This is a genomic window from Enterococcus sp. AZ188, from assembly GCF_050544075.1.
Classification (GTDB): Bacteria; Bacillota; Bacilli; order Lactobacillales; family Enterococcaceae; genus Enterococcus_D; species Enterococcus_D entomosocium.
In genome coordinates this window covers 3,638,322-3,660,178 of the sequence record NZ_CP172943.1, presented here as the reverse complement: position 1 = coordinate 3,660,178, position 21,857 = coordinate 3,638,322, and the positions used below count along the sequence as shown (strand labels likewise).

The window sequence follows — 21,857 nt, the reverse complement described above, 5'->3', positions numbered from 1 at the left end:
GATAATAATTAGATAAAGTTGGGAGAGTATCAACAGCATAGAAGTAACTGTTTTTTCTATAACATATACATCAAGAAATATCCGAGAGTACATATTCTGTATATTAGAGTAGGTATTTTTTGACATATTCAAAATAGTGCTTATTACGACAATTATCACAAACTATTTTGACTAAACGTCCTAATACAAAAATTCAAAAAGAAAGGCCGTCTATTATCTACCCCAATACGAAAAATTCAAACTCCATAAATCAATTCTGTTATTAAATCATTTCCCACAGATTTGGTCTTGCTTTCCAAAACGGGTTTCTATACAATAGAGGGGAATAGAAACCGAATAAAAAAAGGCACCCCGTATCAGAGTTGGCGCTCCAATACGAGGCCTTGAAAAGTCAATTCGCCTGACTAATCAAGTTGCCATAGTCAATACCCTAAGGTATCGACCTGTTTATTGTACCTAATATTCTGTTCTTTTTCTAGTAGGAAAAGCAGATTTTCTGGGATTTTATGCAGGAGGCCTTATGCTTATTTCGCTATGTCAAAAGGATTGGACAGTCGTCCAATCCTTTTTTTGTATTTCAGATGGGGAAGTTAAAATAACAGGTATTGACACATTTCATTTATAAAATAAAGTGTCGGCAAGCCTCGGTTTCTATTCGTCTATCAAATAATCAAAAAGTTCTGAGGAGGGATTCACATAGAAAGTGAAGTTGCTTGGAAACTGCCGGAAGGGATTTTTTAGATAAAAGAGGGGATGAAGCAATGAGAAAGAAAGACGAGTGTTGGCTAAAAAAGCGTGTAGCAACTGATGTAGTTTCGACATATAGTTTCGAGCAGTCGGACCAATTGACGGATACGATCAAACGAGAGATGCAGACATTATTTCCAATGTGCCGCTGTGTGGAAGAGGCAAATGCAGAGTTATATTTCAAAAAGGCAACGGATGCGCTGCTTGGGGATGAAGGATTTGAGATCAGTTATGAGCACAATCAGACAGTCGTTTATGCGAATGCTAGTAAAGGCTGGTTATATGGCTTCTTTGAACTTTACAAGCATGTGATTCGAACCACTGAGTTGCCAGAAAATCTGAGGTCGATTCCCAATCAAGCCATTCGTATGGTCAATCATTGGGATAATTTTGATGGGACGATCGAACGTGGGTACGCTGGAGAATCGATTTTCTTTTCAAACAATCAGTTTCGGCAAGACCATGAAACGGTACGCGACTATGCGCGTTTCTTAGCTTCCATCGGAATGAATGCGGTTTCTATCAATAACGTGAATGTTCGTGGAGATGCCAAATGGTTCATTACGGAACCGTATTTGATCGAGATTAAAAAGATCGCAGATACATTCGCTGCCTATGGGATTCGGACGTTTTTAAGTATCAACTTTGCGGCACCTATATCCGTTCGAGGACTAACGACCGCCGACCCGTTAGCTGAGGAAGTTATTGCGTTTTGGCAAAAAACAGCAGATACAATCTATCAGGTGATGCCAGATTTTGGTGGGTTTGTAGTCAAAGCTGATTCTGAAGGGGAACCGGGACCGTTTGTTTATGGGCGTGACCATAACGATGGTGCCAATATGCTGGCACGGGCGTTGCAACCCTATGGAGGACTACTGATATGGCGCTGCTTTGTTTATGATTGTTTACAGGATTGGCGAGATCGCTCAATTGATCGTGCCAAAGCTGCCTACGACCACTTCATGAAATTAGACGGTACGTTTGAGGAAAATGTTATTTTACAGATTAAAAATGGACCGATTGATTTTCAAGTACGGGAACCCGTGACGCCGCTTTTTGGCGCGTTAAAACACACCAATCAAATGTTGGAATTCCAAGTGACGCAAGAGTATACCGGACAACAAAAGCACATTTGCTGCTTACTACCGATGTGGAAAGATGTGCTAGATTTTGATACGAAGCATTCACTTGAACACGCCACAGTAAAGAAGATTCTACTAGAGCAAAGTCCAAATCCTAAATACTCTGGCGTGGCAGCAGTCGTCAATGTCGGCATGGATGATAATTGGACCGGACACAAGCTAGCGCAAGCGAACCTTTTTGGCTATGGCAGATTGATTTGGAACAATGAATTAAGCACAGAAGCTATTCTTTGCGAATGGATCGATTTGTCCTTTGAGTTAGATGATTCTGCAAAAAAACGACTACTTGCAATCCTCTCTACGTCCTATCAGGCCTATGAAAATTATACTGCCCCACTAGGTATCGGTTTTATGGTCCGTCCCAATCATCACTATGGGCCTGATGTCGATGGCTACGAATATGATAGATGGGGGACGTATCACTTTGCGGATAGAAAGGGCATTGGCGTCAATCGAACGTTAAAAGACGGCACCGGCTATGTAAGGCAGTATGCGGATGCTTGGTGTGAAACATACGAAAATGTAGAAACTTGCCCAGATGAACTTGTCTTATTTTTCCACCATCTGCCATACGACCATGTCTTACAAAGCGGCAAAACGATCATTCAACACATCTATGACACGCATTTCGAAGGCTATGAAAAAGTAGAGGAATATGTTACCGAGTGGGCTTCCTTAGAGGGACAAATCGATGAAGAAAGTTATCAAAACGTCGCCGAACGATTGCAAGAACAAGTTCGTTCTGCTAGAGATTGGCGGGATCAAGTCAACACGTATTTTTATCGTAAAAGCGGCATTCCAGATGCACATGGACGTCAAATTTATGCGTAAAAAGAGAAACAAGTGCTAGGTTTCAAAGAAGAGATAGACCGTTTAGATCACTAAGAAAAAAGATTTCAACCAGAGGTAAAATTTTTTGTCATATAAGTTAGTTTATCCAACTTACTAAAAAAGAATCAGGAGGAAGAGTGATGAAAAAATGGAAAAAACAATTGATAGTGGTAGGTTCTTTGCTTTCTGTATCACTGGTGTTGGCTGGATGCAATGCTGGGAGAAAAAAGACTGAGACAACGGGGAGTGGTGATCGAGTAGAAATCAGCTTTAGTTGGTGGGGAAATGACGATCGCCATCAGGCAACCCAAGAGATGATTGCTCATTTTGAAAAGGAGCATCCTGAAATTGCAGTAAAAGGAGAGCCGAGCGGCTTTGGCGATTTGGATCAAGCCTTCACGACGAGGTATGCTGGCAATACTTTGGCGGATATCACGACTTTACTCTACAATTGGGTGCCGCAATTCGGGCAAAATGACGGGTTTTATGATCTTAATACAATCGATAGTTTGGATCTGTCCACCTATGATCCTGATTTTTTGGCATTCGGACAAGTTGATGGAAAGCAGGTTGCCGTTCCTTATGGGGAAAATACTTTAGTTATGTATTTAAACAAATCCGAATATGAAAGACATGGTATTGATGTCACTACGTTGAAGACGTGGGACGATTATGTGGAAGCCGCTAAGAAGTTACCAGAAGGGACCTTTTGTGTCGTATCCCCAACTTGGCGTTTTCCAGTAACCATTTGGTTGCAACAAAAGACTGGAACGTCTGAGTTTGATGAACAAGGAAATATGAATTGGACAGAACAAGACTATTTAGAAGCGATGACTTGGTATAAGGAAATGGCAGATGCTGGGGTCTTCGTTTCAAGACAAGATTATTTAGAAAATGTCGGCTCAGAACCGGTATCCTTAGCCACCAACAAAAAGTGGATTGAAGGACAATATGCGGGCGGCATCGATTGGAATGCCAGTATGTCTTCTAATTATGAAGCATTGAAAGAAGTAGGGGATGAAATGGTTGTCGTTGACTACCCAATCGCAGAAGGCGGCACCGAGGTGAATTTAATGTCAAAACCTTCACTGCTTTTTGCCGTTCGGAAAAATGTCGAACATCCAGAAGAAGTAGGAACATTTTTAAATGAACTTTTAAATGGCGAGGAAGCAAATAAAATTTTGGGTCTTTCCAGAGGGATTCCTGCTTCAAGCAAAGCGATCGAAGTATTGACGGAAGATGGACAATTATCAGGCGTGATGAAAGAAGGCTTTGAGTACGCCCAAAGTGTCGCAAAAATCAACCAGACGCCGTTCTATGAAGATGGTACCTTAACGACTATTTACACTGCAGAAATGGAAGCTGTCGAATTAGGACGAACGGATTTAGAAACAGCTGCTCGCAACGTCTACACGAAAACAAAAGAACAAGCCGAAAAGCTTGCGAAAGACTATAAATTGCAATAGGCAACTATCTGCATGCTTTATGGGAGTGAATGGCTTTTGTTTGCTTCCATGAAGTGTCGTGAATCGTTGTCAAAAAGTTTGGAGGGATTTTATGAAAAAGGAAAAAGTGGGCTTGATCTATGTAACCCCTTGGATGATTGGCTTTTTACTGTTGACCGCTTGGCCGATCTTGTCCTCATTTTATTACTCACTGACCGATTATTCTTTGGCTCGTGTCGGACAGACACCTGCATTTTTAGGCATTCAAAATTATGTGAATCTCTTTAAGGATCAAACGTTTCTTGATTCGATGCGGGCGACACTGATTTATACAGTGTTTACTGTGCCTTTTCAACTAGGGTTTGCGTTGTTCGTTGCGTTTATCCTGAATTTCAAATTAAAAGCCATCAATTTCTATCGGACGGCGTATTATATTCCCTCGATTCTAGGAGGAAACGTGGCCGTTGGTGTGCTTTGGCGATCAATGTTTCAACCAGAAGGTTTGGTGAATATTTTTCTAGGAACCGTTGGCATCGAGCCAATTAACTGGTTATCGACACCTACAGGCGCAATGGTCGTCTTGATTCTCTTGAAAGTGTGGCAATTTGGTTCTTCAATGTTGATTTTCTTAGCTGCATTGAAGGAAATCCCCCAGGATTTATATGAGTCCTCGAGTTTGGACGGCGCATCAAGGGTGACCCAGTTCTTCAAAATTACGATTCCTTTGATCACACCAACCATTTTTTTCAACTTAGTGATGCAGCTAAACAATGCCTTTCAAGAATTTAACGGTCCTTTTATTGTCACCGGTCGTGGTCCCCTCAATGCCACGTATCTGTCCTCGATGTTTATTTATGATAAAGCATTTAAAGAATTTGATATGGGCTACGCAAGTGCGGCAAGTTGGGTGTTGTTTGCGTTGATTGTTTGTTCAACGGTTCTTCTTTTCACGAGCCAAAAACGATGGGTCTATTATTCTGATGGAGGTGGGAAATAAATGGAGGCAACCCCTGTAGCATCTGCAAAAAAGAAGCACTCGAATAAGCATGGTCAAGCACTGATTCGCTATGTTTTGTTGACGGTCGTTGCACTGATTATGCTGTATCCAATTATTTGGATGGTTGGAGCGTCCTTCAAAACGAACACAGAGATTTTCACATCAATCGGCTTCATTCCTTCAACGATCGATTTCCAAGCATATATTGATGGTTGGAACACCAAGGGCGATTATACGTTCACCTTGTATTTTATCAATACCTTTAAATACGTCATTCCAAAGATTCTTTTTACCGTTGTCTCGGCGACTCTTACAGCCTATGGATTTGCTCGGTTTGACTTTCCATTCAAGAAAATCATGTTCTCGTTGTTAATGGCAACGATGTTTTTACCTCAAGTCGTAACCAGAATCCCCTTGTATCTCTTCTGGAATCGCTTGGATCTATTAGATACGTATGTTCCGTTACTGGCCAATTCATTTTTAGGACAAGAACCCTTCTTCGTGTTCATGATGATCCAGTTTATGCGTTCAATTCCACGGGATCTCGATGAAGCAGCGATCGTTGACGGTTGTTCTTCTTTCGGTGTTCTCTGGCGTGTCCTGATTCCGGCATTAAAACCTGCCCTGATTTCTTGTGTGATTTTTCAATTCGTTTGGAGTTTCAGTGATTTCTTAGGTCCATTGATTTATATCACTTCACAAGACAAATTCCCAGTATCTCTTGCGTTGCGGCTCAACGTTGACCCATCTACTAATACCCCATGGAATCAAGTGTTTGCAATGTCGGTGATCTCATTATTGCCAGCAATCATCTTATTCTTCAGCGCGCAAAAGTATTTTGTCGAAGGTGTCACAAGTTCGGGTATCAAAGGATAGGAGGTAAGTATGAATCCTTTCTTTCACGCTATTTCTGAGTGGACCGTTACCATCGTCCACTCAGCCTATCGGCTTTTGGTTTATCAGCTGTATTTCATCCTGTCGAATAGTTTACTCCTGATGCACTTGTTTTTTCTTCGATTGACTCTGAATAATATTGTCTTCTTTTGGGTACCCCTAGTATTTTTAATTGCAAGTCTGTCCGCTCAATTCGGCTTATTTAACAACCCAGAGCATTTATCGAATACAAAGAACTATTTTCAGTACTATCGAGAATGCTTGAAGAAAAACTGGGGATTATATTTCTTGTATTCTCTGATCATTCTCTTGATCCTCTTTGGACTGAAAATACTGATATTATATCAACGCTCTGTTATGTTTTTGCCATTTGTCCTTACGAGCTGTTTTTTATTAAGCAGTATGCTCTTTGTCTTACTGATCTCAAGCGATTCTCGCGTCGCTCAAATCCCATTTAAGAAGAAAATAGAATGGTCATTGCTGATAAGCTACCGATTGCCTTCAGTCACTGTTTATAATAGTGCATTTATTGGACTGTCAATTTTCTTAATGCAGTATTTCTCTTTGGCGTATCTTTGTTTTCTTAGTGGTGTAATCAATTACGGCGTGTATCGTAATTTGATTCGACGATTTTCACTTGATTTGTTTTTTGAGGAGTGGGGCAACAAGGGCGAACGGCTTGAAATGAATACTAATCAAAAACTGTAGCTTAAATTTAAAAAAAGAGGTGTTCCTATGAAAATAAAAAATCCTGTCTTATCCGGCTTTCATCCTGATCCGTCCATCATCCGAGTAGGAGATACGTACTATATAGCTAATTCAACGTTCGAATGGTTCCCTGGGATTCGTTTGCACGAATCAAAAGATTTGGTCCATTGGAAACTGCTGGATGCTCCTCTCGATTCAGTAGAGATGCTAGACATGAAGGGAAATCCGTCGTCTGGTGGAATATGGGCACCAGACTTATCCTATGCAGACAATAAATTTTGGTTGGTGTTTACCGACGTCAAAGTTGTGGATGGGGTATTTAAAGACATGACCAACTATTTGACTACCGCAACGAATATCCATGGACCGTGGACTACACCGATTCGATTGAATGGTGTTGGCTTTGATCCCTCTCTGTTTCATGATGAGGATGGCAAAAAATACCTCGTGCAACAGACGTGGGATCATCGAGAGTATAAAAATCCTTTCAATGGCATTACACTGACCGAATTTGATGTAGAAACCATGCAGTTGAAACCAGAAACTGCTCGAATGATTTATGAAGGAACGAATGTAGGATTAGTTGAAGGGCCGCATCTATACAAAATAAAAGGGCGTTACTATTTATTTGTGGCAGAAGGTGGAACTGTCTTTACCCATCAAGAAGTCGTAGCTAGATCCTCTTCACTGGAAGCTGATTCGTTCGAAACCGATCCTCATGGTCCGTTTCTAACCAATTACGATACGCCTCATTCATACTTGCAAAAGCAAGGACATGGGGCACTTGTGTCTACTCCGTCAGGCGAATGGTACTATGCATCGCTATGTGCAAGACCCTTACATCGAGAAAACGAGTCGGTGACAAATCCTCGGGGATGGTCAACTTTAGGACGTGAGACCGCCATTCAAAAAGTTGAATGGGATTCTGAAGACTGGCCAAGAATCGTTGGTGGACATGGGGGACAAACAAGCGTGGAGGCACCTAAAGATGCAGCATCTACCGAAGTTTTGAGTAGCCGCTCTCATTATGATGACTTTAGTGAGAAGCAGCTAAATAAAAACTGGCAGACCCTTCGTGTACCATTTTCAGCAGAAATGGGCAGTGTAGGCGATGGGAAACTAGAACTAATTGGAAAAGGAAGCTTAACAAATCGTCATGATCTTTCAATGATCGCACGCCGTTGGCAGACCTTTTATTTTGATGCAACAACAAAAGTAAAATTTGATCCATTTTCTTACCAACAAATGGCAGGACTAACCAATTACTATAATGACCAACACTGGTCCTTCGTTTTTGTCACTTGGAATGAAGAAAATGGAAAAGTAATTGAAGTAGCCGAAAATAATCAAGGAACCTATACGTCCTACTTAAGAGAAAATGCGATTACCATTCCAGATGCTGTGGATTTTGTCTGGTTCAAAACAAAAGTCCGCAAGCAGACCTATAGATATGCCTATTCCTTTGATGGAGAAACATGGCAAGATTTACCAATCGAATTTGATTCTGCTATTCTCTCGGATGATTATGTATTACAAACTTGCGGCGGCTTCTTCACCGGAGCATTTGTCGGACTAGCAGCGGTTGACTATGCAGGCTATGACACAAAAGCTGTGTTTTATGAATTTGATTATCGAGAGATGGATGAGGAAGGGCGCAGTTAATTATTATATTGATCTAGAGTAAACTCATTTTTTGTGAGTTTACTCTTTTTTCGCTAATTTCTTTCAGTTGGCGGAAAAAAGTGAATACCAACGTTGTTATAGCTTTTTGGTTTCTGCTTAGTTCAGTCTTTTGTCCATCGGTACAAAAAAGCAAATAGGTAAGCATTAAATTAATAAGAAGAGAAAATCGCCCATTCTTTTTTCAAATGCTCTAAAATGTCGTTTTCTTCGGTCATTTCCAACAAGAGAAAACCTTCACAAGCTATTTTATAATCATCTATGCAGATAGCATAACGTACTTTGGCAATCGACAAATAGTCATATCGTTTCGCTTCTTTTCCTAGATCGATTGCTTCTTTGAGTAGAGGAATTGCAGCTTCTTTATGGTTGTTCTGAATCAAAAGTAATCCTACATTTAATAGAATAGATAGTCTAATTGTAATCATAGGGGTAAATTTTTCATATTTTTCAACCGTTTCAAGTAGTTTTGGAAGAAACGAAAGGACGGTTTCTATCGGAAAGTAATACATAAAGCTATTAATTAGACGAAGTTCGCTATAGTACCATTCATCCATTTTTGACAATTTAGACCAGACATCACTTATGATGATTTTTGGTAAACAATCGATTTGCTCAATCTGGTCATTAGTCAGTAAAGTGAGACTTTGAATGATTTTCATCAAGTTTCTTATAAAAATATCGTCTGCTGTTTTCAAATATCTATTTCCTTTTTCAAGTAACCTGGAAAGTTGAGGAGTTTCTAAGTTCGACGTTTGTCTAAAGAAGAGAGTAATTATTTCATCCCTTAAATCATAGCTGAAGTCATTACATACAAATTGGAACTCTTCTTCACTCATATCAATTTGCAACAACAGATAGACCATCGTGTCATAGGAAGGTGAAAGCTTATTATTTTCGAATTTTGACAAGGTTGTTCTAGAAATGCTTGTACCACAAACCTCGTTTTGACTTAACCCTTTACTCTTTCGGATCTTTTTGTAAATACTTCCTGCGTCCCATCTCATAAATAACCTCCTTAAAAAGTGAGTACTCTGTACAAAATTAATTTCTCTAAAGAAAGTGTAATATGCTTTTTCAAAAAAAGAAAGGGTGAATTTTATGCATATTATACTATCTTTGTGTATATCTAGTCTTACATTATGGTTAATTGGCGGGTAAAAGAGTGATTAATCTTTACAGAAAGTAGTTGGAAAATAAAATCTTGTTAATCTGAAGGTAGTTGGTGTACATCTATCGCCAACAAAAATTTAAGGAGGTGTGTATTATGACAACTAAAGTAAAAAAAGAAACAAAAGTACAGTTTACTTTCAAAAAAGTAAACCCAGCATTCGTATCTGATACACAGAAACCCAAAGCTTCAATCATAACTTGTGGCACTTGTCATTGTAGTGGAGCCCCAACCAGAAGTTAATGAAGCTTAAGGAGCTCACTATACGAAAGATAGTGGGCTTTTCTTTAAATTGTGAGGAGGAGTTCAATGTTTTGGTTTAATACAAACTTTTTATTGGTAAAGGAATATGGCAATAAAAATTTTTTCTTGTTCAATAAAATAAGTGAAGAAAAAGAGAAAATGAATGAAGATATGTTTAATTTACTTATAGAGTTAAGTTATGAACATATTATGACAGAGGAAATTATAGAGTATCTTCGTAAAATAGACGTACTAGATGAATTAATTCAAAAGGAAGTTCTAGTTTCATATTGTACAACAAAAATGGATATAGTCTTTATCCAAGAAAATTATAGTGTGAACCGTATTTTTTTGGAAGTTAGTCAAAAATGTAACTTAAGATGTAATCATTGTTATAATGAATCTTCAGTATTGATGGAGGATGCTTTATCTTATAGTGATATAAAAGGTTTAATTGACAACGCTAAAGGACAAGGGTGCTATATTTTTCAAATTACAGGTGGTGAGCCCTTGATTAGGAAAGATATAGAGGAAATTATTGACTATATAGGAAGAAACGGATTCAAAATTACTATCTTTACTAATCTGACGTTCTTACCCAAAAGGATAGTGGCTCTTTTAAGTAAGTACAGTATAAAAATTGTAACTAGTATCGATTTCATTGATCCCCAAAAACACGATGCTTTTAGAGGGAAAACGGGCGCTTTAAATACTACTATAAAAAACATAAAAAAATTAAAAAATGAGTCAATCGAAGTAAGAGTAAATATGATGATTGATAACAAAGATGATAATGAACTCGAGAGTATTATCAACTTTTTAAAATTAGATTTAAAAGTTCCCTATATAGCAGATGTGATTATACCTACAGGAAGAGGGCGAAATAGAAACAATTTAACGGAATTGTGGGAAAATTCATTTAAGTATAAACAAATTGCAGTAGATGCTGTTCTGAATGACCATAAGTTAGATTTAAGTAAAAAAATAGAGTGTAACATAGCTTGCATATATGCCAACGATTGTGGTGTTGGTAAAAGTTTTTTGTTTGTGGATAGTCATGGCAATGTAACTATTTGTCCATCTATGCGAAAAACTCACAATGAACAATTTTGGTTTGGGAATTTAAAAGAAGATTCTTTTGAAACGATTATGCATAACTTTAAAAACAAACATATAAATGTCTCTTGTAAATTTGAACAAGAATGTGTTTACTCAAAGCAATGCTTAGGAGGTTGTCGTTCTCGAGCATACCATTTTTTAGGGGATGTTCAAGAAGTTGATCCTATCATGTGTAGTATTTATCAAAATGAAAAGTCTGAGATGATGGAGTGGAAAAATGAGATTTACCGATGAAGAATATGCTATTTTAACTATTGAAGCTGAACTTCTTGAAAGAGATGAGGACAAAGAAAAACTTTGCAATTTGGTTGAGTTTAATTTTGCCAGTATTAATATAAAAAACTCTCGGAATGTGAACCTAAACTTTGCTGAGTTAAAAAATATATTTACCTCAAACAATATTAATATTGAATGTAACCTGAAAAATCTTCAAAATATGCCAATTTTGAGTAGAAACCAAAGTTATAGCTTAACGCTCGATTATGAAATGATCCAACCAAATTTATGTTTTCGAGATAATAAAGATTTATCTTTCATAAACCTTCCATTAAATTTATCTCGGGATTACGATAAAGATAAAATCGAGAAATTTATAATTTGTAATCAACACGTCATTATCTTTGATCCTTTTTTTTATAAAAATGAAATAGCCATTGATAAGTATGCCAATTTTCTTGAATGGATATTTAAAATGCCATACGAGAATATACGATTATCTAATAATCATATACATGTGAATTCCCTTAGACAACACCCTTGTCATATAGGTGCCTGTAGTGCGAAGGAATGCCATATGAAGAAAACTGGATTACCTAAAAATATATACCTTAAATTTGATTATGGAATTTATATTTTCTCGGACTGTAATATTGGTAATTTGAAGTATGACAATTTAAAGGATTTACTGCATGATAGTCAAGAAAATTATTTGAATATAAATGGAAAAATCTTTACAGAGGAAATACTGAACTATCCGTATGAGTTTTTTCCTTGGAAAGAATATTTTATCAAATATTGGAGGGCTGAGTATGCCTAACATAGTAGAAACTGCTATTTTTCCAATTACCAACAGGTGTAATCTTCGTTGTAATTTCTGCTTTGCATCTGCTCAATATTCGAATAAAGATAAAATGGATCTTAGTTACTTTGAAAACAAAATTAATGAATTAAAAGGCTATGGTTTGAAGAAAGTAATTCTTACAGGGGGAGAACCTACAATCCATCCAGATTTTTATAAATTCTTGAAAGTAACAACCAATTTTTCTTTGCCGGTTCAAGTATTAACAAATGGCACAACTACATTAGATAAAGAAATATATCAAAACGAATATATAAGTCATTTTGTCGTGAGTATTGATGGAGAAAGTGAAACACACGATTTTTTGCGTGGAAAGAAAGGTGCTTATGAAAGGACTGTTAAATTTCTTGAACATCTCCCTAAAAAAATCCCATTTTCTACGACAATGACTGTTTCTGAAAAAAATATTTCAGAAATAGAAGCTGTTTATCTGCTTTCAATCAGTTTAGGAGCACAGTCAATCACAATTAATCCTGTTATTCCAGATGGTAAGGCAGCTCATATCGAACAAGGTATAGAAGTACATGAGAAGATATTTGAAGAAATAAAAAGAGTATATCAAAAATATTTTTTTAAAATTCCCATTTATACATCCCTATGTACAAGAGAAAAACTGAAGCACTATTTGAATCCGATAGTTACTAATTTATTTAGAACTTTATGGATTGGAAACAATGATATCTATTCACATTTTCCTTTACCTAGTGAAGAAAATGATATTTATTCGCTTGGATTGCTAGATAGTAAAATAAAAGAATCTACTTTCTATCGTTTTCTATTGATGAATAATGAGATGAATAATATTGATAATCCAAATGGAGTAATAGATCAGCACCAAATGTTGAAAGATCAGTATAAAAGATACATATTGGGGGTAAATAATGTTTAGACTTTTATTGAAAAAAAATAAATATTTGGGTTTCTTATCGATATTCTTTTTAGTATGTTACTCAGCGTATAGTCCTATTTTATCAAAATTAATTCAATACAATATGTCTGTCGCAGAAGGTAAGTACGCTTTAGATCTGGTTAGATTGACAACAATAAATCTGAGTGTATTGATTCTTTTGTGTCTAGTTAATTGGTTTTCACAATATTTTTCAATTAAATTTTATTCTCGTTCACAAAACGAGTTAAATCAATTGTTTTACAGCAAAGCTGCTAAACATGTGACAGAAGAATTAAAGGTTTCAAAACTAATCAAGGTATTTAGTAATGACATCCCTTTAATCGTGGATAATTATATTCCTTCATTGATTAGTTTAATATATTTTGGTTTGTCATTTAGCTTTGGTGCGATTCTTATTTTCTCTTTAAACAAAATTATTCTGTGCTATCTGATTCTTATTGCTGTTTGTTCGTTACTCGTCTCGAAAAAAATGTCAAACAAGATATCCCCTTCTCAAAAGAAATACAATGATAGTTTGGGAAATAACTCAGACGTTTTGCTAGACATTTTTGATCACTCCATAATTAGAAAAGTATTTTTTCTAGATAATTTTTTGGAAAAACGGTTTGCTTCTTCGAGTGAACAGAGTGCAAAAAAAATGTTTGTATTAAAAAAAGAAAAGTCAATCGTAACTGTCTCAAATGATTCGTTTGCTTGGCTATTACAAATTGGTATGTATGTCATTGGTGCTATTCTCATTACACAAAAGAGCTTATCTTTTGCGGAATTGATTGCTATCACACAAGCTGCTGGTACAATTACAACACCTATTTTCTGGTTTTCCAATACGCTAGCAGATATTTACTCTTCAAAGGAAATTCGACAAGAAATGATGGAGTTTTTGCAATCAGAAGATTCACAAAAGCGGGAGGATTTCCATTCTGTTATAGATAAAGTAGAAATGAAAAATGTAACTTTTCTTATGGAAAACAAACGAGAAGTTGGTCCAAATAGTTTTATTTTGGAGAAAGGAAATTCTTATGCAATGATAGGGAAAAATGGTAGCGGAAAGTCAACGATATATGCTGCTTTGATGCTGGCTAATAATAAATATCGTGGAGAAATTTTGATTAATGGTAAAAACATCCAACATTTGAAAAAAGAAGGCTATTTTTCTCAAATCAGTGCCGTGACACAAAACATAAAACTATACAACGGTAGTGTAATCGACAACATTACAGGCTTTTCTAGCGATGTGAATGAAGAGAAACTACGTAAGATAAAAAAATTGTTTATTAATGAGCAGGATGAATTTTTCTCGAAAGAGGTTAGCGCCCTTAGTGGTGGTCAAAAGCAAATGGTATCAATTGCCAGAGCTTTGTATAAAGACGCGTCATTTTTAGTTATGGATGAGCCTTTTTCTGCTTTGGACAAAGTAATGGAGGAAGTTGTGCTGGACTATTTGCTTAAGATTGACGATAAAATAGTTTTACTAACCTTGCATCATTTTGACCAGTTAGTATTAGATAAATTTAGTGATGTAGTGATTATTGGAGAAAGTATATGAAAATTGGATTGAAAAACCATATCACAGTCGAGAGAGACAAAAACTTTTTTTATTTTATTAATAGAGAAACTTTGAAAATTGCGCATTTTGAAGGAATAGAACAAATGGTTGAATCTCTTATAGAAGGAGTAGACACCGTAGTTCTGGAAAGAATGGATCCAGACTATTGTTTGTTGATAGATAAATTAAACGAGATGAGGATGTTAACTTATCTTTTTGAGGATGAGGAAACCATAACAAATAGACAACTTTACTATTTAAGTGATTTTACTGTTAATCCTAAAGCAGTGCAAGAGTATTTGAGCACTCTTCACATTGCAATCATAGGATTAGGCGGAATTGGATCAATGGTGTTGCATCAGTTATTATGTTCGGGTATAAAAAACTACACTTTAGTTGATTATGATCATGTTGAATTAACTAATTTGAATAGACAAATGGTTTACTATCCAAGTGATATTGGCAAAAAGAAAACGGATAAGTGCGAAGAATTGGTCAAAGAATATTATTGTGATTCAGAAATTTTAAAAATTGATAAAAAGATCAACACCATTCATGATTTCAAGAAATGTGTAGACATTCAACACCCAGATATAGTTGTCGTAGCTATTGATCAACCTAATGGGCTACCTCAAAAAATAACTGAATATTGTTCAGAGCAACATATTCCATGTATAGAAGGTGGAGTAGGAATCAATTTTGGGGTTATTCATTTTAATGCTATGCGTAAGCCGAAATATAGCGTACAAAGAAGTCAAATAAGATCTGAAATACCGAAAGCATCTTTTTGTCCAACTAATTTGATTACGGCTGCTTTTATTGCTTATGATATTATTCATTATTTTATTGGGGAAGATACGTTTTCCTATCAAAATAATTTTGTCATTGATTTTTATAAGAAAAATTTATTTGTAGGTGGTACTTAAGAAGGCTAAAAAATGAATGTTAGGAGACTATTTATTTTTTTTTCAAATTAAGGAATGGATTTGCATATTTTTATGAGAGTGTGTCGATATAACAGACTAAGATACTTACACAGACCAAAAAGTTTATTTTTTCAAAAATATTGTTAAAAACAATAAGTTTCTTATTTTTATTGAATAAAAAATCACGTTTGGTAAAATAGTAGAAATAAGCTTAATAAGAAGCATTGTGGGGAGAGTTAAATATACAAATTTCAAGAAGCACATCTTGCTGAAAATTTTAGAATAATTATTGAATAGGGGGAGTCATATGAAATATAGAGATCTAAAAGGGGTAATGGAATATAGTAGAGGACTGTTCTTATACGATCCACCTACGGGAAAGGGAAAGAGCTACGCGGCAAGAAATTTGCTTTATCGTAACAGTAAAGCAGGAAATAAAAAGCAAATTTTCATAACAAATAATATTAAAAATTTATCATCCGAAGAAATGAAAGCGTTATACAAATCTGATGGTCGAGAGTGCTGTTTTAAGAAAGAAGTGCTTCATGTAAAATCGAACGTTGATTTTGTGTTAGAGAATTTAAATGAGATGTTGGCATATCCTGATAAGTATAAAACAGACATCTATCATAAAATAGTAAATGCGATTAATGAGTATAAGAATGAATCAGGCGAAAGAAAACGACAGTTGCATACTTTTATTAGAGAAGATTTGGAACCCGAATTTAGAAGAGAACTAAAGAAATTAGTACTGCACGATCTTCCCTCAAAATTGGAAGAACGCCAAAAAATTGTAAGCAGGAGTGATGAGTGGGCGTGGTTAAGAACTTTATATCCAACTGCCGATATTTGGAACTATAGTATTTTCTTTATGACTGTTAAAAAGTTTATTCAAGTTGTTGATCCAATTGTTGATGCGAGCTTTATTTTTATGAATTCTGATTTTACAGAAGATGCCACAATCGTTATCGATGAGTTTGATGAAACGAAGCAAGTTTTACTAAATGAGATTGTAGAATCTGCTATGAAGTCTAAAAGCAACTTGCTTGATTCCTTCAGAAGAATACATTCAACTTTAACAAATCCTAGGAACGTAAAAATTATAAAAAAGTATGATAAAGAATTGAATAGAGGTTTTCTCGTTGGTAAAGGCGATGGATTTCCTGGGTTAATTGAAGAAGTAGAAGGAATTTATGAGGATAATCGCTTAGATCTTTCATATAAAACCATAGATACTGGTACCAATTCGGTCAAAGTCGTTTTCTTTGATGGCGATAATCATTATTCTTATGATGCGGAAAATAATTTGACTTCTGGCATTATTAACGAACAGAAAGAGCAAGTGGAATTATCTTTTGTTTCAAAAGTAGAATACAGTGAGTCGGTAAAAAGCGGGGTGCAGATGAAACCTTTAAATACAATAAAGATATTGTACAACTTTGTTGAAAAATTTCATTACGCTGTTACACAATGGGCACAGATTTTAAGAACCAATACTAATGCGAATCGCAACATAAACGATAGTCGCATGACCAGAAATCAATCTATCGAGTCTTTGTATCGACTATTCCACTTTCCGGAGGATGAAATAAAGCGCTTGTTGAATCGAAAAGTAGCGAACCAACTGAATCATAACAGTTATTATTTTGACGAAACAAAAATAACTATGCGTTGGTATGAATATGTTGATTCAGATAGCAGATATTTTGAAACGATGATCCAAATTTTAAGTATTGATGATATTCCAGAATCAGCAATTGTTTCATTGGCAAGTCGCGCACGAGTGATTGGCCTTTCGGCAACAGCAATGGTTCCTACTATACTTGGTAACTACGATCTAAGAAGAATACAGAAACAGTTAGGTACAGATTTTCATATTGCAACGCAACAGAAAAATTTGATATCACAAGAAACGATGCAAGAATATAGTCAGCAGTATTCATTGTACGAAAAAAACAGAATCTTATTTGATACATATAGTTTCGATAAATATTTTGATGAACCATTTTCAAAAAGAAAAATAAAAAATATAATTTCTGAATTTAAGGAAGTCGATGACGAAACATTATTAGAAAAACTTGCCGTTGAGATATCAACAGATATCGAAAATGCAGTAAGCCAAATCAAGGAGAAAGAGACTTCTTACTTTGCTGATCGATACATGGAGGTCGTTGAATCGTTTTGTATTTTTATTAATTCTTCCCAATACCAGTCAATACTAGCATTACAAACAGCATTACCAAAACGAAATCATCCTGAATTTGATGAAACTATCTTATTAAAAATTTTCAACGCACTTGTAGCTTATTATGAAATAACCGTAGGCATTTTTATTTTGAAGGGCGATCACTTTGAGAAGAAAAAAGAAGAAATGTTAACTAGACTTTCAGGCGGGGAAAAATTGTATATATTGACATCATATGCGACTACTGGAGCTGGTCAAAATCTCCAATACAAAGCTTGTGAGCCCGAAGCTATTGTTAGGATGGAAACATCACTTACTAAAGATGATTTGCAAACAATAATGAAAGATATTGATGGTGTTTACTTAGGAAATATCACTTACCTACTTTCCTATCTGAATGTAGATGTCCCATGGGAAATGTTGAATAAGCAGGTTCTTTATTTGCTTTTGGAAATTGAGTATTTGTATACAGGAGGTGAGATCGATCTAGGCTATAAAAATGAACTTATTGATAGTATTTTAAAAGTTTATGCGACAAGACAATCGCGCAAGCTCAATACTAGAGAACTTTCTAAAACAATAAGTGTCCGTTTGAAAGCTACCAAACTAGTTATTCAAGCTGTTGGTCGAATCACACGAACAACCAATAAATCCAATCGTATCTTATTTTTGATCTCTCCGAAATTACTCGGAAACATTACTGAATCAGGTCTAAATACCAAGCTCATAACTCCTGAGATGGCAGCAGTTCTAGCACATAAAAAAGAAAAATGGTTAGAACCAGTTGTGGATGCCGAAGTACAAAGAAATAGAAGAAACAATTTAGTTATGAAAAATGCAGCTAACTATCTAAATAAGCTTCTTAAAAGTATCCACCACAGTGAGCAAGCACGAGAAGAGTGGCGATTAATACGAAGAAGACTCTTGACTAACCCAACCTTGGACTACTTACCTAATGACGAGTTAGCAAGTGCCTATATTGAGAGCCCTGGAGGAATGGCAGACTCTTACTATTATGCAAAAGATGATTATGGGAATTATTACTTAGGAAAGACAAAGTTAGAAGTGGAAAAGCTTGGAGGAAAGAAAGAACAGTCGATTTTTCGAGTATCAAAAGAAAATGCTAATTTACCTATACTTTTGAAGTATCCAAGAATGAAGGAGTTGTTTAAAGAAGAAGGTTATTCTAAAACATTTTCCGAAGCACCATTTATGGTAAATCCTATTTTCTTTCAAGCCATACTTAAGGGAGCTTACGGGGAGATAGCTGGGAAGTTTATTGTTGAAACCGAATTGGAAACGACATTGCACGAAATAAGAACGGATGCAGCTTTTGAGTTATTTGATTATCGTGATGATTCAGGAAATTATTATGACTTTAAAAATTGGAATTTAACGTTTGAAGTTTCGCTGGAAGAGTCAAGAGAAAAGGTACGTAGTAAATTTTGCGATATAGGTGGGAAACATGCGTGGATAATTAATTTAATTGATACTAGCGGAAATTTTCATTTTGATATGACAAATGACAAAAAAATTATTGAAATTGCTGGTTTAATTGATCTAAACGGTCAAAGTATATTAAAAAAACAGGCACGAATGATATGGGGGGAACTAAGTGAATAAAGAAGCGCAGTTATATCATAATCAATGGAATATACAGTTTCATTTTGAACGATTGGACCAAAATTTTTATTTCTATACGATTATCAATAAAGAAGGACATAAAGAATTCAACTCTGTTTGCACAAAAATTCCATTGTACTGGTCGCAAGTACTCAATCTTAAAATAATATCAGGTCAAGCATTCTTTCTACTGAAGAAAAGCGATCAGAACCCAGATTTTTTAGATGAAATTTCAGTTTTTTTCGGGAAAATACCAATTGATATTTTACTAACAAAAAGTTATAACGTTTTCTATCAAGGGAGATATCCTGACGCTGAAAAAAATTTTTTTCCCTTAAAATGCTTAATTCTTGGAATACTTCCAAGGTTAAGTGACAGAAACGGTTGGGGCCAGATTGATGGACATACTTGTTTTTTTCTTCCCAAAAAAGAGGGCAGTTGGCATCGTAAAAATTCAATAATGGGTGTAATGATCGAACCGTTATTTGAAAATAACCGCTTCAAATTACGAGCGAGAAATTTTGCAAAATTAACTGAGTTTAATCGAGAAAAAACTACTAAATTTTATATTTGGGAAGACAAGAAAGGCATATTGAAGCAAATAAAGAATGCTTCTATAGATATGAATGAGAAAGTTTTTTCAAATCGTGCAGTTCCTAGTATGAGAGCATCTGTGAACCATTTAGATTTAAAATCGCATACAGATTTTCTTAAATCAAAAACGGGGATTTTATACTCATTCATGGAAGAAATGAAAACTCATATGTCTGATTATATGACAGTAACCATTTCAACAATGGATGATGTTGCGTATAGTTCAGCAAAACGTGCGAGTAATAAAAACAAAAAATTATATACAGATTATTTTTCAGGAAAAACAATTTATCTGATTGATTTAGTAAAAACTTCTGAATCAAAAGATATTTTGAGTAAAACGTTAGAATTATTAACTACAATGAAAGGATGTGAAGAGATTCATTTCCAGTATTCTGATGATGTCCGAGAAGGCTATAACATAGCTTTGCTTCATAATCTGGAGTATTACCAATTCCAAGAGGAATCAAATGTAGAAGATCCTTACTTAGTGATGCAACCTGGAAAAATTATCCAACACATTACAATCGAGGACTTTGATTTTTTGAGTACAAATGAGAAGCAAAAAGAAACTCTGTTATTTAAATTATTCCACGAACTTATATTAAAGGAAGTAAATGATCAAAAGCAGTTAAACGAATTAACATTGTTAGACTTTTTCAACACAGATGATATCTGGACTTTTGGCTGTTATGTTCGAGAGCAAGACAGTGAGTATGGACTATGTGTACTGAAGATAGCGAAGGGAGGAGTGCTGGAATATATTTATTACTCCTCAGACAACGTGAAAAACAGGGTTTCTCCACTGCTGGTCAAGCTAGAAAATCTACGATGCAAACGAAAAAAACCTTATGATAAGTATGAAAATTACAGCAAGGTTGCAGGTTTTGTTATGAAAAATGAGCATTCTTTAGCTATGATCTATGAAACAGACATGACAACGATTGCAGATTATCAATACATCCATGATATTCTTTTGGATACTAAGACTGTAGACAAGGATGTTAGCACTGCTAAACTAAAGGAAGTTGTTTATGACTTCTTAGAGGAAAACCCGCATCATCCAAACATCCAAAAGGGCAAGCTATTTTATGAGCATCTATTGAAGTTAGGATATATTGAAAAAGTTGGACTAATTAAGGAAGGGTATGATTTAAGGGGAAACCCATCCATTTTCAAAGCAATAAATGAAGAGATTCATAATAAGCTAGGTTATTATATTTGGCCACCTATCCGAACCGTAGAATATCAAGAAGTCTATAGAAATCTCTTAAATATCAACTTATTTCGAGATTCAAATTCATCTGGGCTAAATTTTTACTTCGCGGGATTTGCTAATAATATATCGAATAGCCCTGTAGCGAGAACAACAAGAATGAGAGAATTTTTAGTAAGCGGTACCCCAAAATTACAATTTAAAGAGATTGTAAAGTTATTTGATATTGATATGGTGAGGAATGGTTCAATGACAGTCTATCCATTTCCATTTAAACTAATTAGGGAACACACTGATAACCTGAAAAGAATAAATACAGAAAAAAAGTCCTAATTTGTTTAAAAGACCTAAATACCTTTTCAAATCTAAAATAGTGGAATGTTATACTCGTAAGATCCCGATTTTTATTTTGTAGTAATTTACTCAACCTAGAGAACGATACTTTTTTATAGCTATAGTAAATAGCCACCCGTAAAAACAAGGGGAACGTTACAACTCCACCTTACATGCCCTAAAGGTTTATCATTGTTAGACATTAAAAACTTCCTTTCGATCTGATATGTGGTTGGTAGCCACTGTTCGTGTATTGAAAGGTTTTTTTATCGTTCATGTTATCTTGGCCACGCGTAGAAACGCGCGGCTTTTTTATTTCTTACGATGCGCAAAAATGGTACAACGACAATTATGATTCATCAGCCCGATAAATGATAGAGTCCTCTATTTCTCTATTTAGTAGCCAATGCTTTCTGACAGTTTGATTTGAATGGCGATCATCATTTAAGCCAGATACGCTTAACCAACG

At 35.4% G+C, this 21,857-nt stretch carries 15 protein-coding genes; 14 read left to right on the top strand and 1 reads right to left on the bottom strand.

The window, feature by feature from the left end; all coding sequences use genetic code 11:
• Nucleotides 1-761 precede the first annotated feature (761 nt).
• The 6 genes from IGI86_RS16860 (at nt 762) to IGI86_RS16835 (ending at nt 8,426) form a co-directional block, all read left to right on the top strand.
• Nucleotides 762-2,720: an alpha-glucuronidase gene (locus IGI86_RS16860; protein WP_422708969.1), complete on the top strand. Its 1,959-nt coding sequence runs from the start codon at nt 762-764 to the stop codon at nt 2,718-2,720.
• Between the two features lie 140 nt (nt 2,721-2,860).
• Nucleotides 2,861-4,186 (top strand): ABC transporter substrate-binding protein, encoded by a 1,326-nt coding sequence (locus tag IGI86_RS16855; RefSeq protein ID WP_422708968.1) that lies wholly within the window; start codon nt 2,861-2,863, stop codon nt 4,184-4,186.
• Nucleotides 4,187-4,277: 91 nt separating this feature from the next.
• Entirely contained in the window at nt 4,278-5,162 is an 885-nt protein-coding gene (locus IGI86_RS16850; RefSeq protein WP_413127627.1) for a carbohydrate ABC transporter permease, read from the top strand.
• Nucleotides 5,163-6,038: a carbohydrate ABC transporter permease gene (locus IGI86_RS16845; protein WP_101699545.1), complete on the top strand. Its 876-nt coding sequence runs from the start codon at nt 5,163-5,165 to the stop codon at nt 6,036-6,038. It begins immediately after the preceding gene.
• Nucleotides 6,039-6,047: 9 nt separating this feature from the next.
• Nucleotides 6,048-6,764, top strand: coding sequence for a hypothetical protein (locus IGI86_RS16840; protein ID WP_422708967.1), 717 nt, complete (start codon nt 6,048-6,050; stop codon nt 6,762-6,764).
• Nucleotides 6,765-6,791: 27 nt separating this feature from the next.
• Entirely contained in the window at nt 6,792-8,426 is a 1,635-nt protein-coding gene (locus IGI86_RS16835; RefSeq protein ID WP_422708966.1) for a glycoside hydrolase family 43 protein, read from the top strand.
• Nucleotides 8,427-8,596: 170 nt separating this feature from the next.
• On the opposite strand, the gene IGI86_RS16830 is transcribed toward IGI86_RS16835, so the two are convergent.
• Nucleotides 8,597-9,451 carry a helix-turn-helix domain-containing protein gene (locus IGI86_RS16830; RefSeq protein ID WP_430617605.1) on the bottom strand — a complete coding sequence of 285 codons (855 nt, stop codon included), beginning with the start codon at nt 9,449-9,451 and terminating at the stop codon, nt 8,597-8,599.
• Between the two features lie 260 nt (nt 9,452-9,711).
• Between IGI86_RS16830 and IGI86_RS16825 the strand changes: the two genes are divergently transcribed.
• From IGI86_RS16825 to IGI86_RS16790, 8 genes are all read left to right on the top strand, one after another.
• Nucleotides 9,712-9,858 carry a hypothetical protein gene (locus IGI86_RS16825; RefSeq protein ID WP_159161216.1) on the top strand — a complete coding sequence of 49 codons (147 nt, stop codon included), beginning with the start codon at nt 9,712-9,714 and terminating at the stop codon, nt 9,856-9,858.
• Nucleotides 9,859-9,924: 66 nt separating this feature from the next.
• Entirely contained in the window at nt 9,925-11,211 is a 1,287-nt protein-coding gene (locus IGI86_RS16820; protein WP_430617604.1) for a radical SAM/SPASM domain-containing protein, read from the top strand.
• Entirely contained in the window at nt 11,195-12,013 is an 819-nt protein-coding gene (locus tag IGI86_RS16815; RefSeq protein WP_430617603.1) for a hypothetical protein, read from the top strand. The genes IGI86_RS16820 and IGI86_RS16815 overlap by 17 nt, the downstream gene beginning before the upstream one ends.
• Nucleotides 12,006-12,944, top strand: a complete 939-nt coding sequence (locus IGI86_RS16810) for a radical SAM protein (protein ID WP_430617602.1) — start codon at nt 12,006-12,008, stop codon at nt 12,942-12,944. Before IGI86_RS16815 ends, IGI86_RS16810 begins: the two co-directional genes overlap by 8 nt.
• A complete protein-coding gene (locus IGI86_RS16805) occupies nt 12,937-14,511 on the top strand; it encodes an ATP-binding cassette domain-containing protein (RefSeq protein WP_430617601.1) in 1,575 nt (524 codons plus the stop codon). Before IGI86_RS16810 ends, IGI86_RS16805 begins: the two co-directional genes overlap by 8 nt.
• A complete protein-coding gene (locus tag IGI86_RS16800; RefSeq protein WP_430617600.1) occupies nt 14,508-15,437 on the top strand; it encodes a ThiF family adenylyltransferase in 930 nt (309 codons plus the stop codon). Before IGI86_RS16805 ends, IGI86_RS16800 begins: the two co-directional genes overlap by 4 nt.
• Before the next feature lie 307 nt (nt 15,438-15,744).
• On the top strand, nt 15,745-19,245 hold the full coding sequence (locus tag IGI86_RS16795) for a hypothetical protein (RefSeq protein WP_430617599.1): 3,501 nt from the start codon (nt 15,745-15,747) through the stop codon (nt 19,243-19,245).
• Nucleotides 19,238-21,388 (top strand): hypothetical protein, encoded by a 2,151-nt coding sequence (locus IGI86_RS16790; RefSeq protein WP_430617598.1) that lies wholly within the window; start codon nt 19,238-19,240, stop codon nt 21,386-21,388. Before IGI86_RS16795 ends, IGI86_RS16790 begins: the two co-directional genes overlap by 8 nt.
• The last annotated feature ends 469 nt before the right edge of the window (nt 21,389-21,857 follow it).

Bases quoted from the DNA above. Each gene is read 5' to 3' on its own strand.
- IGI86_RS16855 (WP_422708968.1), top strand. From the start codon at position 2,861: ATGAAAAAATGGAAAAAACAATTGATAGTGGTAGGTTCTTTGCTTTCT.
- IGI86_RS16795 (WP_430617599.1), top strand. From the start codon at position 15,745: ATGAAATATAGAGATCTAAAAGGGGTAATGGAATATAGTAGAGGACTG.
- IGI86_RS16835 (WP_422708966.1), top strand. From the start codon at position 6,792: ATGAAAATAAAAAATCCTGTCTTATCCGGCTTTCATCCTGATCCGTCC.
- IGI86_RS16820 (WP_430617604.1), top strand. From the start codon at position 9,925: ATGTTTTGGTTTAATACAAACTTTTTATTGGTAAAGGAATATGGCAAT.
- IGI86_RS16860 (WP_422708969.1), top strand. From the start codon at position 762: ATGAGAAAGAAAGACGAGTGTTGGCTAAAAAAGCGTGTAGCAACTGAT.
- IGI86_RS16840 (WP_422708967.1), top strand. From the start codon at position 6,048: ATGAATCCTTTCTTTCACGCTATTTCTGAGTGGACCGTTACCATCGTC.
- IGI86_RS16810 (WP_430617602.1), top strand. From the start codon at position 12,006: ATGCCTAACATAGTAGAAACTGCTATTTTTCCAATTACCAACAGGTGT.
- IGI86_RS16805 (WP_430617601.1), top strand. From the start codon at position 12,937: ATGTTTAGACTTTTATTGAAAAAAAATAAATATTTGGGTTTCTTATCG.
- IGI86_RS16815 (WP_430617603.1), top strand. From the start codon at position 11,195: ATGAGATTTACCGATGAAGAATATGCTATTTTAACTATTGAAGCTGAA.
- IGI86_RS16845 (WP_101699545.1), top strand. From the start codon at position 5,163: ATGGAGGCAACCCCTGTAGCATCTGCAAAAAAGAAGCACTCGAATAAG.
- IGI86_RS16800 (WP_430617600.1), top strand. From the start codon at position 14,508: ATGAAAATTGGATTGAAAAACCATATCACAGTCGAGAGAGACAAAAAC.
- IGI86_RS16825 (WP_159161216.1), top strand. From the start codon at position 9,712: ATGACAACTAAAGTAAAAAAAGAAACAAAAGTACAGTTTACTTTCAAA.
- IGI86_RS16830 (WP_430617605.1), bottom strand. From the start codon at position 9,451: ATGAGATGGGACGCAGGAAGTATTTACAAAAAGATCCGAAAGAGTAAA.
- IGI86_RS16850 (WP_413127627.1), top strand. From the start codon at position 4,278: ATGAAAAAGGAAAAAGTGGGCTTGATCTATGTAACCCCTTGGATGATT.